Annotated in this window: 10 protein-coding genes; 3 read left to right on the top strand and 7 right to left on the bottom strand. The window is 67.9% G+C overall.

Features of this window, described 5'->3' with window-relative positions:
* Positions 1–26: 26 nt before the first annotated feature.
* Together AC1DWT_RS35160 and AC1DWT_RS35155 are read right to left on the bottom strand one after the other, a co-directional pair.
* Complete coding sequence (locus AC1DWT_RS35160; RefSeq protein WP_206013433.1) at positions 27–1,208, bottom strand: acyl-CoA dehydrogenase family protein; 1,182 nt, start codon at positions 1,206–1,208, stop codon at positions 27–29.
* A 28-nt stretch (positions 1,209–1,236) separates the two neighbouring features.
* Positions 1,237–2,397: a 3-ketosteroid-9-alpha-monooxygenase, oxygenase component gene (locus AC1DWT_RS35155; RefSeq protein WP_072946411.1), complete on the bottom strand. Its 1,161-nt coding sequence runs from the start codon at positions 2,395–2,397 to the stop codon at positions 1,237–1,239.
* A 227-nt stretch (positions 2,398–2,624) separates the two neighbouring features.
* Here AC1DWT_RS35155 and AC1DWT_RS35150 point away from each other — a divergent pair, with 227 nt between their 5' ends.
* Positions 2,625–3,131 (top strand): hypothetical protein, encoded by a 507-nt coding sequence (locus AC1DWT_RS35150; RefSeq protein WP_206013434.1) that lies wholly within the window; start codon positions 2,625–2,627, stop codon positions 3,129–3,131.
* Positions 3,132–3,203: 72 nt separating this feature from the next.
* Here AC1DWT_RS35150 and AC1DWT_RS35145 read toward each other — a convergent pair whose 3' ends face one another.
* The 3 genes from AC1DWT_RS35145 to AC1DWT_RS35135 all read right to left on the bottom strand — a co-directional run bounded on the left by AC1DWT_RS35145 (position 3,204) and on the right by AC1DWT_RS35135 (position 10,320).
* Positions 3,204–4,826: a flavin-containing monooxygenase gene (locus AC1DWT_RS35145; protein ID WP_206016000.1), complete on the bottom strand. Its 1,623-nt coding sequence runs from the start codon at positions 4,824–4,826 to the stop codon at positions 3,204–3,206.
* A 155-nt stretch (positions 4,827–4,981) separates the two neighbouring features.
* Positions 4,982–5,764, bottom strand: coding sequence for an RsiV family protein (locus AC1DWT_RS35140; RefSeq protein WP_206013435.1), 783 nt, complete (start codon positions 5,762–5,764; stop codon positions 4,982–4,984).
* Positions 5,765–5,793: 29 nt separating this feature from the next.
* The gene (locus AC1DWT_RS35135; RefSeq protein WP_206013436.1) at positions 5,794–10,320 is read right to left on the bottom strand and encodes a non-ribosomal peptide synthetase; all 4,527 of its coding nucleotides are present in this window, start codon (positions 10,318–10,320) and stop codon (positions 5,794–5,796) included.
* A gap of 198 nt (positions 10,321–10,518) precedes the next feature.
* On the opposite strand from AC1DWT_RS35135, the gene AC1DWT_RS35130 reads away from it, so the two are divergent.
* Positions 10,519–11,502 (top strand): LLM class F420-dependent oxidoreductase, encoded by a 984-nt coding sequence (locus AC1DWT_RS35130; protein ID WP_072948110.1) that lies wholly within the window; start codon positions 10,519–10,521, stop codon positions 11,500–11,502.
* Between the two features lie 98 nt (positions 11,503–11,600).
* The gene (locus AC1DWT_RS35125; protein ID WP_095862723.1) at positions 11,601–12,596 is read left to right on the top strand and encodes an LLM class flavin-dependent oxidoreductase; all 996 of its coding nucleotides are present in this window, start codon (positions 11,601–11,603) and stop codon (positions 12,594–12,596) included.
* A 43-nt stretch (positions 12,597–12,639) separates the two neighbouring features.
* Here AC1DWT_RS35125 and AC1DWT_RS35120 read toward each other — a convergent pair whose 3' ends face one another.
* The gene (locus tag AC1DWT_RS35120) at positions 12,640–13,749 is read right to left on the bottom strand and encodes an NDMA-dependent alcohol dehydrogenase (RefSeq protein WP_206013437.1); all 1,110 of its coding nucleotides are present in this window, start codon (positions 13,747–13,749) and stop codon (positions 12,640–12,642) included.
* 24 nt (positions 13,750–13,773) lie between these two features.
* A partial coding sequence (locus tag AC1DWT_RS35115; protein ID WP_477924177.1) for an aldehyde dehydrogenase family protein occupies positions 13,774–13,919 on the bottom strand: 146 nt, incomplete at its 5' end.

The raw sequence follows: 13,919 nt of genomic DNA, 5'->3' as shown, positions 1-13,919 counted from the left end.
TGCTGTTTTCGAGATGGCGACGGCGGTCAGATCATCGACTTGAGGTTGTCGGCCGGGTCGAGGCCGAGCGAGCTGAGCGCCGATGCGTGGTACACGGTGCTCGGCACGTGGATCGCGTGCGCGAGGCCGGCGTGCGCGTCCCGCCAGTACCGCTGCAGGGGCTTGTCCATGCGCAGCGCGTTGCCGCCGGAGCGGGCGAAGATCTGGTCGACGGCGGTGACCGCCCGCCACGCGGCCCGCACCTGGGTCCGGCGTCCGGCGGCGCGGTCCTCGAACGTGACCTCCCTGCCCGACTCGACGAGATCCCAGATCCTGTCGACGTTGGCGAGCAGTTCCTGGCGGGCGGCGTTGATGTCGGCCGCCGCCTCGCCGACGGCGAACAGCACGTACGGGTCGTCCTTGATCGCGGTGCCCTGCGCGCCGACGCGGTCGCGCTGGTAGTCGAGGTGGGCGGCCAGGGCGCCCTCGGCGATTCCCACCACGGCGGAGGAGATTCCGAGCGGGAACATCGTCGACCACGGCATGTTGTACAGCGTCTCGGTGCGCCCGAACTTCTGCACCGCGGTGCCGTTCATGACCTCGTCGGCGTCCATCACCCGGTAGTCGGGGACGAAGGCGTTCCGGACGATGATGTCCTTGGACCCGGTGCCCTTGAGCCCGACGACGTTCCACGAGTCCTCGACGATCTCATAGTCGCTGCGCGGCAGGATCATGTGCAGCATCTTCGGCGGCAGCGCCATGGCGCCGTCCTTGTCGCCGAGCATGGCGCCGAGGAAGATCCAGTCGCAGTGATCGGTGCCCGAGGAGAACTGCCAGCGGCCGCTGAAGAGGTAGCCGCCGTCGACTGGGGTCGCGATCCCGGTCGGCGCGTACGGCGAGGCCATCCAGGTGTCGTTGTCGGCCGCCCACACCTCGTCCTGCACCTTCGGGTCGGCGAATGCCAGCTGCCAGGGGTGCACTCCGACGATGCCGCACACCCATCCCGTTGCCGGATCGAGGGAGGCCGCGGCCATCACCGTCTCCGCGAACTCGCGCGGGTGAGCCTCGTGGCCGCCGTACTTGCCGGGCTGAAGCAGCTTGATCGGTCCGGCCTCGCGGAGTTTCTTCGCCGTGTCGTCTGGCAGCCTGCCGATCCGCTCGGCCTCCGGCGCCTGATCGCGGAGCTGATCCGCGATCGCCATGATGTTGTCGAGAACCTCGTGGGTCATCTGTCGTGTCCTTCTTTTGCGAGCGGGCTCAGGCGTTGGTGTCGAGCGGCACGACGCCGTTGGCGAGGTTGTCGGCAACCTCCGCCTCCCAGCTCTGCACCGCCCTGGTGGTGTCGATCTCGAATTCGAAGCGCTTCGTCATGTCTTCGGTGATGTCCTCGACGTCGACGTAGAACTGCTGGTACCAGCGGCGCAGCTGGTACACCGGCCCGTCCTCCTCCGACAGCAGCGGGTTGTCGATGCGCGACTTGTTCAGCCAGATGTCGACGTCCTGCTTGAACCCGAGCTCCACGCCCTCCGCGAACTGGGCCGCCATACCGTTCGCCACCTCGTCCGACAGCCCCTCGGGCTTCTTCACCATGGCGCCCCACTGCAGGACGAATGAATCGGCGCTGACCGGGTAGTGGCAGTTGATCAGCACCGTCTCGATCATCATGCCGTTCGCCTCGCTCCACAGCTTGTCGATCATGTAGGACGGGCCGAAGTACGACGCGTCCGAGCGCAGCGTCGAATTGGGGTCGTCGTAGCTGGTGCCCACCGAGATGTCGTGGCGGGGCGTCGACTGCATGTACTGGGTGGCCACGTGCCCCTCGAACACGTTCTTGAAGTAGCGCGGGAACGAGAAGTGGACGTAGTAGAAGTGCGCCATGTCGACCACGTTGTCGACGATCTCGCGGCAGTGCGAACCCTCGACGAGCAGCGAATTCCAGGTCCAGTCGGTCCATTCCGAAGAACCGAATCCCTCGATCTCGGGAATCGTCACGTCGGCGGGCGGCGGGTTGCCCTGCGGGTCGTTCCAGACGTAGAGCTGGCCGTTGCGCTCGATGGTCGTCCAGGCCCGGGTCCGCGCCAGCGGCGGGACGCGCCGCGCATACGGGATTCCCGTGCACTTGCCGTTGCCGCCCCAGCGCCAGTCGTGGAACGGGCAGGCGATGGAGTCGCCCTTCACGGTGCCGTGCGCCAGGTTGCCACCCATGTGGCGGCAGTAGGCGTCGAGCACGCTCAGGGTGCCGTCCGACGTCTCGAACACCACCAGCGACGTGCCGAACGCATCGATCTGATGCGGGGCGCCGTCCCTGAAGGTCTTCGCCAGACCCAGGCAATGCCACCCGCGCGCGAAACGCGTTGGTGCCGATCCCACTTCGATCATCCGGACTTCGTCGCCGTCAACGGCACTGTTGCGCGCCATGTCTACCTCCGCCTCGCTGTACGTCAAGAACACCCTCGGGGTGTGGTGTAGCTCATAGTCGGCGCACGCGGTCCGTTCCGGTACCCGACTCTCCCACTCAGCGAGAGGCTTTCGTATCCACGCATCGCGGCAGAACTTCCGCGTCCCGATCACAGGGACCCACACCCCCCGTTTCCCCGCCGCGGCGACTACCGTGCGGATCACATACCCGGAAATTGGGAGGACCGATGGCCGCACTCATCTCTTCGCAGCCGCACACAGCAGAGATTCGCCGGCTGTGCGCCGACGCCGTCCCGAGCGGGGTGATCGTCGCACCCCAGCCGGGGGCGGCCGTCGAGCAGGACTTCCTCCTCCTGCGACCGCGCCGGACGCCGGACGACGCGCTGACGGCACAGGTCCGCAGGGTGGGCGACCACGACCTGCTGGTCCGCTTCCACAACCGCGACGAGCAGTTGGTCTTCGAATTCTGGACGAACAGCTTCACCGGCGCCTCGACACAGGACGACCGGTCGGCAGAACTGCTCGAGCGCCACTGCGCCGAGCAGTTTCCCGGGACGCTCCGCAGGTTCCGCACCCGCATCCGGCGGGCCGTGCCGTCCGGGGCCGAATTCACGTCTTCGCTGCAGCAGACGTACGTCCAGGACGGCGTGCGCATGACCGACGTCACCGTCACCTGCACGCTCGACGGCGACGTGCTCGCCCGGGCCTGGGCCACGTACGCGCTGCCCGACTGAACTGCTCCTTTTTCCCACCAATTGGTCAGCCGCGCAGGTAATTGCCTGCGCGGCTGACCAATATCTGGGCAACTACCCCACCGGGTCTGCCAGCCGCGTCCGGGACCGGCTGAACTCGAACCCGCGGAACCCCTCCTCCGCGACGTCCGCGCAGATCCGCCCATACGCGCCGAAGCCCCCGATGTACGGCATGAACACGCGGGGTTTGCCCGGAATGTTGGCGCCCATGTACCAGGAGTTCGCCAGCGGGAACAGGGTCTGCGCGGCAAGCTCGCGGCAGTGCTCCACCCACTGCTCGGTGGCCGGGACCGACGCCTCGACCGCGTCGTAGTCCTTCTCCCACAGGTGCTCGATGCAGTCCGCGATCCAGTCGACGTGCTGCTCGGCGCCGAGCACCATGTTCGCCAGCACCGACGGGCTGCCCGGCCCCGTCACGACGAACAGGTTCGGAAATCCCGGAACACCCAGACCGAGATAGGTTTTCGGTCCCTCACTCCAGTACTCGGCGAGGGACACGCCGTCCCGGCCGACGATCCGCATGCGGTCGAGGGCTCCGGTCATGGCGTCGAATCCGGTGGCGAACACCAGCGTGTCGAGGCCGTAGTCGGCGTCGGCGGTGGTGATCCCCGACGGGGTGATCGACTCGATCGGCGCCGCCTTGAGATCCACCAGGGTGACGTTCGGCCGGTTGTACGTTTCGAAATAGTGGGTGTCGGTGACGATCCGCTTGGTCCCGATGGGGTGATCGTTCGGGATCAGCTTGTCCGCGACCGCGGGGTCGTCGACGAGGCGGCGGATCTTGTTCTCCGCGAACTCCCGCGCGGTCGCGTTCGCGGCCTCGGTCTTCGTCTGGTCCGGAAAGGTTTTCGCGAACAGCACCCCGCCGAGTTTCCATCGCGTCTCGTAGGCGTCGCGGCGTTCCTCCTCGGACACCTCCAGCGCCGACTTCGGGTGCGCGTTGTACGGCGACCCGCCGCCGCTCTCCCGCGACAGCCGCCTGCGCTCGTCGTATCCCGCCTTGATCGCGCGCCGCATCTCGTCGTCCCACATCTCGTTGCCCGCGGGGACGCTGTAATTGGCGCTGCGCTGGAACACGTACAGGTGATCCGCCTGCTCGGCGATGACGGGAATCGACTGGATGCCCGAGGAACCGGTGCCGATGATCCCGACCCGGCGGCCGGTGAAGTCGACCCCCTCGTGCGGCCAGTGGCCGGTGTGATGCGTATCGCCGGTGAAGGATTCGCGTCCCGGGATGTTCGGCATGTTCGCGGTGGACAAGGCACCGGTCGCGAAGACGCAGTACCGGGCGGTCAGGACGTCGCCGCGGTCGGTGCGCACCTCCCACCGCAGCGTGTCCTCGTCCAGTTCCGCGGACGTCACGCGGGTGCCGAACAGGAAACGGTCGCGGAGGTCGAACCGGTCCGCGACGTGATCGATGTACGCCAGGATCTCGGGCTGGGTGGCGTACTTCTCGCTCCAGTCCCACTCCTGCTCGAGTTCCCGCGAGAACGAGTACGAGTAGTCGACGCTTTCCACGTCGCACCGGGCGCCGGGGTAGCGGTTCCAGAACCACGTTCCGCCGACGCCGTCCGCGGCCTCGACACCCTGGACCGTCAGACCCAGGCTCCGCAGTTTGTGGACGGCGTACAGACCCGCGAATCCCGCGCCGACGACGACCGCGTCCACGTCGCCGATCCGATTCGCCCGAGCATCAACTTCGGTGCGTGCACTCACGGGCGCGCTCCTCTCCCATTCGACAGACACATTTCGGCAGCAAGGCCTGTCTGGGACGGTAGGTCGGAGCACCCGGGCAGCTACAGGTTCGTTCCCGGTGAGCGGTCGGGCGGCGGCTAACTCGATACGACGGGAGCCAGTTCGGGGTCGATCACGTCCGCGAGGTCGTCCCACGGCACGGTGACGGTGACGAGCCCGATGGCGTGCGGTCCCACCTGGTAGTCGTTGAAGTGGATCTCCATGCCCGCCGGGGTGGCCAGCCAGTTGGCGAAGTTCGCCTCGGTCGGCTCGATGCCCGATCGCTCGAAGTCCGGTCCGGCGACCGTCTCGGGGAGGAGGCGCTCGGAACTGTCCGACAGCGCCTGCAGCCCGGCAGGCAGGTCGGGGAAGAGGTCGCCGAGCGTGATCGGTGCGGACGTGTCGGCATTCACCACCACCGTCGCGACGATCGGCGTGGGATGCGCCCCGGGCGGATCGGCGTTCCAGGACGTCACGAGCAGCCCGCTGATCACGTGCTCACCGATGTGCGCCACGCTGTGTTCCTGGCTGCTCAGTGTGAACGCGTCGGTGCCCCAGCCGTCGATCTGGTCCTGGAGCGCGGCGCGCATCGATTCGTTGAACTCGGCGGTGACCGCCGGGTCGCCGCCCTCGATCTGCGGGATGAGCACGTCGTAGCGGACGCGTCCGGTGGAACCGGTGACCTGCAGTTCGGACTCCGTGTAGGGCACCCCCGCGGGTGTCGCCGGACCGGTCGCCGGGTCGGTCGTGGACGGACCCGCGTCGGACGCGGTCGACGGCTCGCTCACCGCCGTGCCCGACGGGTCGGAGCAGGCGGCGGGCGCGAGGAGCACCGCGCCACCGAGCAATGACACCAGAATCGATCTCCGGAAGCCTCTCATCAGGCATCTCTACCACGTCCGATGCCCGGTCACCTACCGATCGGGTCGACGACGGTGTGCAGCAGGTCGACGAAACCCTGTGCGGTGGATGCATCGTAGAGGTCGGCGGAATACACCAGTTCGGCGTCGATTCCGGCGGGCCTCCCGTCGACGTCGTGACGTTCGGTGAAGTGGAAGTGCAGATCGCACTTGGCGATGTCGAGCGGACGCGGAGTGACCTCGAAGTCGAGCCCGGACACGTTCAGGGCGGCGGGAGCGAAGTTGTTCAGCGACAGCGCAACCTGGAACAGCGGGTGCAGGGAGGGCGACCGGGGCGGGTCGAGTACCTGCACGAGTCGTTCGAACTGCACATCGGCATTCGCCAGAGCGCGAAGCTCCACGCCGCGGGATCCTTCGACGATGTCGCACAGCGTCATGCTCGGGTCGACCCGGGTACGCAGAACCAGCGTGTTGACGAACATGCCCACCACGTCGTCGAGCGCCGGGTCTCCCCGACCCGCGATCGGAGTGCCGATCGCGATGTCGGGATCTCCGCTGAGGCGGGCGAGCAGGATCGCCACTGCCGCCCTGAGCGCCGTGAACAGGCTGGCATGATGCTCGTGCGCGGTGGCCAGCAGGCCTCGATGCGCATGCTCGTCGAGCGAGAACGGAAGCCGCCCCGCCCGGTAGGTCCACCGCTCCGGCCGGGGGCGATCGGTGGGCAGCGCAAGCTCCCCGCGCAGCCCCGACAGTTCCTTCGCCCAGTGGGCGATCTGCTTCGACGCGACACTCGCCGGGTCGTCCTCGTCGCCCAGCAGCGCCCGCCGCCACACGGTGTAGTCCGCGTACGTCGCGGTCGGCGGCTCCCAGCCGGGCGCCCCGCCCGCAGACCGGGCACCGTAGGCGTCCGCGAGATCCCGTGCCAGCGGCGCGAGCGACCAGCCGTCCGCGGCGATGTGGTGGACGACGCACGCCAGCAGGTGGTCTCGGTCGCCGAGCCGGAACAGCCGGGCGCGCAGCGGCGGGTCCCGCCGCACGTCGAATCCGGCGGACAGCAGGTTCGACGTCCGGGCTTCCGCTTCCGCCGCGCCGATCACCACCGGCCTGAGGTCGGGCATCGCGTCGGCCACGTCGAGCACGTACTGGTACGGCCCCGACGGCGAGTCGGGGAACACGGTCCTCAGTGACCGGTGCCTGCCGAGGACGTCCGCCATCGCCGAGCGCAGGGCATCGACGTCGAATTCGCCGCGCACGCGCACGGTGAAGGGGATGTTGTGGAGAGCGGGTTCCACGACGGTGCGGTCGATGAAGACTTGTGACGGGGACAGCGGCACGAGGGCGGGCAGCGGTGTGGCACCCAGCTTCGGTCCGCGCTGCGGGCGGATGGCCGGCGAGTGTGCGCAGGCCTCCGCGACCGTCACTGCCAGTGCAGCGACCGTCGGTGCGTCGAAGAGGTCGCGCACACCCATGCTTGTGCCGAGCTCGGCGTTGATCCGCGCGACCACCCTGATCGCCGACAGCGAGTCGCCGCTGAGGTCGAAGAACGAATCGTCGGCGCCTACTGCGTCCACACCGAGAACCTGGGCGAACACTCGCGCGACCCGACGCTCGGCCGGCGTCTCGGGGTCACGATGAGGCACCGAGTCCGAGCCGAACTCCGGCAGCGGCAGCGCTGCCCGGTCGAGTTTCCCCGTCGGTGTCAACGGGATCGAATTCAGAAGCATGATCGATTTCGGAACCATGTAGTCGGGCAGGAATCGTGCCAGCTGCGCTGTCAGCATGTCACGATCGATCGAGGCGTCCGGCTCGGCCATGATGTAGGACACCAGGTTCGGGTTTCCGGCCGAGGTCCGGTGCAGCACCGTCGCCGCGAACGTGACGCCCGGTTGCGCGGTCAGCGTGGCGTCGATCTCGCCGAGCTCGACACGGAATCCGCGGATCTTGATCTGGTCGTCCGCCCTGTCCAGGAACTCGAGTGTCCCGGTCGCCGTCCACCGGACGACGTCCCCGGTGCGGAACATCCGGGATCCTCGGCGGCCGAACGGGTTGGCCACGAACCGTGCGGCGGTCAGACCGTGGCGCCGGTGATAGCCCCGTGCGAGTGCCGAGGTGGCGAGGTAGAGCTCACCGACGGCGCCCACAGGAAGCGGACGCAGGCGGTGATCCAGAACCACCGCGTCCACGCCGCGCATCAGGGAGCCGATCGTCAGTCGCGCGTCCGGTGAGATCGGATCGGTGAGGGTGACGCTGCACGTCGTCTCCGTCGGACCGTACGCGTTGCGCATGTCCTGTCTGCCGGCCCACCGCCGCACCAACTCCTGCGGGCACGCTTCCCCTCCGACCAGCACCAACTCCAGGTCGTTCGTCGCGCCGGGGTCGATCGCGGCCAGTGCGGACGGCGTCGTCAGGAGGTGCGTGACGTGTTCGTCGCGCAACAGTCGCGACAGCTCGTCACCGCCGAACACGCCGGGCGGGGTCACGACGAGCGTCGCGCCGCCGATACAGGCCGCGAGTACTTCGACCAGCGCCGTGTCGAAACTCGGTGAGGCGAAATGCAGGACACGAGAACGCGAGGACACCGCGTACTTGTCCCGGATCTCCTGTGCCAGGTTGGCGAGACCCCGGTGGGTGACGACGACCCCCTTCGGTGTTCCGGTCGAGCCGGACGTGTAGATCAGATACGCGGGATGATCCACGAGCAGCGGACGGGTCCGTTCCGCATCGGGGAGGGTTTCTTCACAGAGGCTGTCGAGGTCGTCGATATCGGCGGTCAGCCATGCGACGGTGCCGGGCAGCCGGGACCGCTCCGAGCGGACGGTCAGCCCGACCGTCGCGCCGCAATCGTCCAGGGTGTACGCGATGCGAGCGCTCGGGTGTGAGGGGTCGATCGGGACATAGGCCGCGCCGGCCTTCGCGACCGCCCACAGCGCCAGCACCGACTCGATCGACCGTGGGATGGAGACCGCGACGACGTCCTCGGGTCCGATGCCCCGAACTGCCAGAAGGCGGGCCAACCGGGTGGCGAGTCGGTCCAGGTCGCCGTAGGACAGTGTGCGTCCCCGGTCGGTGATCGCAATCGCCGCCCGGTCGTTCGCGACGGTTCCCGTCAGGAGACGGTCGAGCGTGACGGCGTCCGTATCCGGACGACCCCGCGCGGGAGCGAATTCCGCGCGTTCGCCCGCGAAGAAGACGTCGAGATCGGCAACCGGTGCATCCGACTCGGCCGATGCGATGAAGCGGTCGAGGAACGCGAGGAAACGCGAGTGGTGTCCGGTCAGTTCGGCGTCGTCGTACAGTGCCGGGTTTCCCTCGAAGTCGATCCGGGGGGCACTGCCCTCGGCCCCGGGATAGATGTTGACGGCGAGGTCCGCGACGGGACCGGTGGTGAGTACCCGGACCGTCCCGTGCACGGCGCCCAGCGTGATCTCCTTGGTGAACATCATGACGTTGACCACCGGCCCGAAATGCAGGAGTTCGACCCCACCCGAGGCGAGGTCCCGGCCGATGTCCTCGCGGCGGTAGCGTTGACGGCGCAGTGCCGCCGTCAACGCCGCCTCCGCGGTTCCGACCGCACGACTCACGGTGGCAGAGCCGATTCCGTTCAACCGCAACGGGATCACATTGGAGACCGAGCCGCCGGCATGCCTGAGGCAGGCCGTCGTCCGCGCCGACACGGGCAGGGACAGGACCACGTCGTCGGCGCCGGTCATCCTGGCGAGATAGGACGCGAAGGCGGCGACGGTCACGGCCGTCGGATTCCGCACACCGCCGCTCGCAGGCGTGTGCCCGGTCGCTGTCCGGGCGTCGACCTCCGGTCGCGCGGCGCGGCCGCTCAGGCTGAGGACCGAAGCCGGCCCGCTGCCCTGTTCTCGCCAATAGTCGCGGTCGCGGGCGAACCGGGTGGAGGCGCGGTAGGTCGCGTCTTCCCGCACGAGACGTTCCGGTCCCTCGATCCGGCAACCCGGGGGCTCTCTGCCCTCGACCGCGGCGACGTACAGTTCGGCCGTGCGGCTCATCAGCATCATCGCGGCGTACCCGTCCGACACGATGTGGTGAGCGCGGGAATACCAGTAGTAGTGATCGTCGCCCAGCCGCAGAATGTGCGAGACCAGGAGCGGACCGTCGTACATGTCGGTGCGTGCGGTCCGGTCGTTCCGCATCCAGCGGTGCGCTGCTTCGACGGGATCGTCCTCGCCGCGCAGGTCGGTGGTCGGCACCCGATCGTCGACGGTCGGATCCACGACCTGATGCGGCTGTCCGTCGATGTCCACCAGGCGCACCGATCCCCAGCCGAATTCGCGGTTCGCGCGACGGGTGGCGTCGCGGAGAGCATCCAGTTCGACCGGCCCGTTCAGCTCGACGTAGTGGGCGATGACGTACGGGACCTCCGGCGTGAGCTGTTGCGCGAACCAGATGGATCGCTGCGCTGCGGTCAGCGGAAAGGCGCCGACGGTCGAACGCGTCGGCTGCGCGAGTGGACGTTCCAGGACGGCCACGTGCGGCCGGACGGGCGTAGGCCTCTCCGGGCAGGCGCATGCCGTGCCACCGGATTGCTGCGAATCGAAATACATGTTCAACTCCCCCCTCGGGCTCTGCTCTGCCTACTCCGCCTCCCCACCGCGCAGAATTGTCGCGGATGGCGGATCGGCGACGGATACGGCACCACCGTCAGCGTGCACCACCCACAGGTGGCGTAACAGGGACCCCAGGGTGATCACTTCCTACCCTCGAAATAAAAGAGGTGCCCCAGCCGGCATCCGAGTAGCGTCGATCGGGTGACTATTCGCCTTGGATACCAGATGCCGAATTTCAGTTACTCCACCCCGGTCGCGGACCTGTTTCCGACCGTGATCGCACAGGCCCGTGAGGCCGAATCCGCGGGCTTCGACACCGCATTCGTGATGGATCACTTCTATCAGCTGCCCGGCCTCGGTGAGCCCGACGAACCGATGCTCGAGGCGTACACCGCGCTCGGCGCCCTCGCCACGGCCACCGAGAACATTCAGCTGTCCGCCCTCGTCACCGGCAACACGTACCGCAACCCACCCATGCTCGCGAAGGCGGTGACCACCCTGGACGTCGCCAGCGGCGGACGCGCCGTCCTCGGGATCGGGGCCGGCTGGTTCGAACTCGAGCATCAGCAGTACGGCTACGAGTTCGGCACGTTCACCGACCGGTTCGAACGGCTCGACGAGGCGCTGCAGATCATCGCGCCGATGCTGCACGGTCAGCGCCCGACGTTCGACGGCAAGTGGTACCACGTCGAGAACGCGATCAACGAGCCGCGGATCCGCGACGACCTGCCGATCATGCTCGGTGGTGGCGGGGAGAAGAAGACGTTCGGTCTCGCCGCCCGGTTCGCCGATCACCTGAACATCATCTGCAACGCGAGCGAGTTGCCGCGCAAGCTCGAAGCCCTCGACGCGCGCTGTTCGGAGATCGGCCGCGACCGGTCCACGCTGGAGACCAGCTATCTGGCCTTCGTCATCATCGACGAGGACGGCGACCGCGCCCGCCAACTCCAGCACGAGTTCCTGCTCGCGCGGGGCGTCGACCTGTCGAAGGCGTCGGACGAGGAACGCGCCGCCGCCACCGACCGGCAGTTCTGCGGCGCCCCCGACGAGGTGGCCGAGCAGCTGAAGACCCGGGTCCTCGATCCGGGAATCGACGGCGTCGTCCTCAATCTCGTCGCCAACGGGCACGAACCCGGCATCGTGGAACTCACCGGCCGCACGTTGCGACCACTCGTCGAGGCCTGACACCGGCCAGGAATACGCGCACTGCCTCCGCGGTTGTACCCGGAGGTAGTGCGCGAGGCTAACCTCTCGCACCTCGGTGACGAAAGGTGAAGAAGCCCGTGAGTGCTGTTCTGTCGATTCTGGATCTGGCCTACATCCGCGAGGGCGACACGGCGCGGGACAGTTTCGACGCGAGCGTGAAACTGGCGCAACTCGCGGAGACCCGCGGGTACCGCCGCATCTGGTACGCCGAGCACCACAACATGCCGTCGATCGGCTCCTCGGCGACGAGCGTCCTCATCGCGCACGTCGCCGCGCACACCCAGAACATCCGGCTCGGCGCCGGTGGCATCATGCTGCCCAACCACGCGCCGCTGACGATCGCCGAGCAGTTCGGCACCCTCGCGACCCTGCACCCCGGCCGCATCGACCTCGGACTCGGCCGCGCCCCCGGCAGCGACCAGAAGACGATGTACGCACTGCGCCGCGACGCGGCGTCCGCGGACCGGTTCCCGCAGGACGTGCTGGAACTCCAGGCGTACCTCAAAGGCGTGTCACGGGTGCCCGGCGTCGATGCGATTCCCGGCAAGGGCACCAACGTTCCCCTGTACATCCTCGGATCCTCGCTGTTCGGCGCGCAGCTCGCCGCGAAATTCGGCCTGCCCTACGCCAACGCGTCCCACTTCTCCCCCGACTCGCTCGTGGACGCCGTCACGCTGTACCGGGAACGGTTCGAACCGTCCGAGGAGCTGTCCGAGCCGTACGTGATCGCCGGCGTCAACGCCATCGCCGCGGACACCACCGAGGACGCGCACCGGCAGTTCGAGGCCTCGCTGCGGCGACGGGTGGTGCAAATGGTTGGACGCGGTCAGAAGTTCACCCCCGAGGAGGTCGACCTCATCATGACGTCCCCGGCGGGTCAGCAGGTCGCGCAGATGGTGCGGTACTCGGCGGTCGGCACACCCACCGAGGTCAAGACGTACCTCGACGAGTTCGCCGAGCACGCACAGGCCGACGAGCTGATCGTCGCCTCCCACGCCGAGAACACCGAGTCCTGGCTGAAGACGTACGACCTGCTCGCCGACGTGTGGCGCTCCGCACCCGTGCGCGGGTAACGAGTCTCCGGACTCGTTTGCCGCGCACGGGCGGCGAAGCCGCCTACGCGTGGACGATCACGCCACGCAGGTTCTTTCCGTCCCGCAGATCCTGGTAGCCCTCGTTCACCTGCTCGAGCGTGTACTTGGTGGTGATCAGCTCGTCGAGCTTGAGCTGACCCGCGTCGTACAGCCGCAGCAGGCGGACGATGTCGTACTGCGGATTGGCCGAGCCGAACAGCGAACCCTTGATCGTCTTCTGGTTCAGGGTCAGGTCGGTTCCCGAGATGTGCACCGTGAGCTTCGCGGGGTCGGCGAGGCCGGTGATGACGACGGTGCCGCCCTTACCGATGACGGCGGTCGCGTTCTGCACCACCTCTTCGTCGACGGTGCCCACCAGGATGAGGGCCTGATCGGCGCCCTGGCCCCAGGTCAGTTCGTTGACCTTCTCCGCCGCGGTTGCGGCGTCGGCGAACGCGTGGGTGGCGCCGAACTTCAGGGCGGCCTCCCGCTTCATCGCCACCGGGTCCACCACCACGACGTACTTGGCGCCGGCGCTGACCGCGCCCTGCACGGCGTTGATGCCGAGTCCGCCGATGCCGTAGATGACGACGGTGTCACCGGCGCGCACGCCGCCGGAGTACACCGCGGTGCCCCAACCGGACGGCACACCGCAGCCGACGAGGACGGCGGTCTCCAGCGGGAGCCAGTCGTCGACCTTCACCACCGAGTGCTGCGAGATCGTGGCCCGCTCCGCGAACGTGCCGAGCATGCACATGGCACCGAAATCCTGCTTGTCCGAGTGGAACCGGAACGAGCCGTCGGGCATCGACCCCTCGAGGATGGTGGCGCCCATGTCACACAGGTTCTGGCGGCCGGTGGCGCAGTAGCGACACGTGCCGCAGTTCGGGATGAAGCTGCAGACCACGTGGTCGCCGGGCTTCACCTTGGTGACACCGGGGCCGACTTCCTCGATGATGCCGGACCCCTCGTGCCCGCCGACGATGGGGAAACGCGGCGGCAGATCGCCGTCGGTGAGGTGCAGGTCGGAGTGGCACAGGCCTGCCGCGACGTACTTGATGAGCACTTCGCCGGGACCCGGACCGTCCAGCTCGAGTTCCACGATTTCGAACGGCTTGTGCGTTTCGAACAGAACCGCTGCTTTGGTCTTCATGTCTTTCTCCTCGTTGAGTGACGGTCAGAGTGCGATGTTGACGGCTTTGGTCTGGGTGTAGAGGTCGATGGCGGTGGCCCCGAGCTCACGCCCCCACCCGGACTGCTTGTAGCCACCGAACGGCATGGCGGTGTCGAACCCGTTGTACTGGTTGATCCACACCGAACCGG

This window comes from Rhodococcus sp. P4_B6 (assembly GCF_056402215.1).
This window is presented reverse-complemented; position numbering and strand designations above follow the sequence as displayed.

What these genes read in the sequence shown, in the direction of transcription:
- AC1DWT_RS35160 (WP_206013433.1), bottom strand. Translation starts at nt 1,208, where the DNA reads ATGACCCACGAGGTTCTCGACAACATCATGGCGATCGCGGATCAGCTC.
- AC1DWT_RS35155 (WP_072946411.1), bottom strand. Translation starts at nt 2,397, where the DNA reads ATGGCGCGCAACAGTGCCGTTGACGGCGACGAAGTCCGGATGATCGAA.
- AC1DWT_RS35150 (WP_206013434.1), top strand. Translation starts at nt 2,625, where the DNA reads ATGGCCGCACTCATCTCTTCGCAGCCGCACACAGCAGAGATTCGCCGG.
- AC1DWT_RS35140 (WP_206013435.1), bottom strand. Translation starts at nt 5,764, where the DNA reads ATGAGAGGCTTCCGGAGATCGATTCTGGTGTCATTGCTCGGTGGCGCG.
- AC1DWT_RS35120 (WP_206013437.1), bottom strand. Translation starts at nt 13,749, where the DNA reads ATGAAGACCAAAGCAGCGGTTCTGTTCGAAACGCACAAGCCGTTCGAA.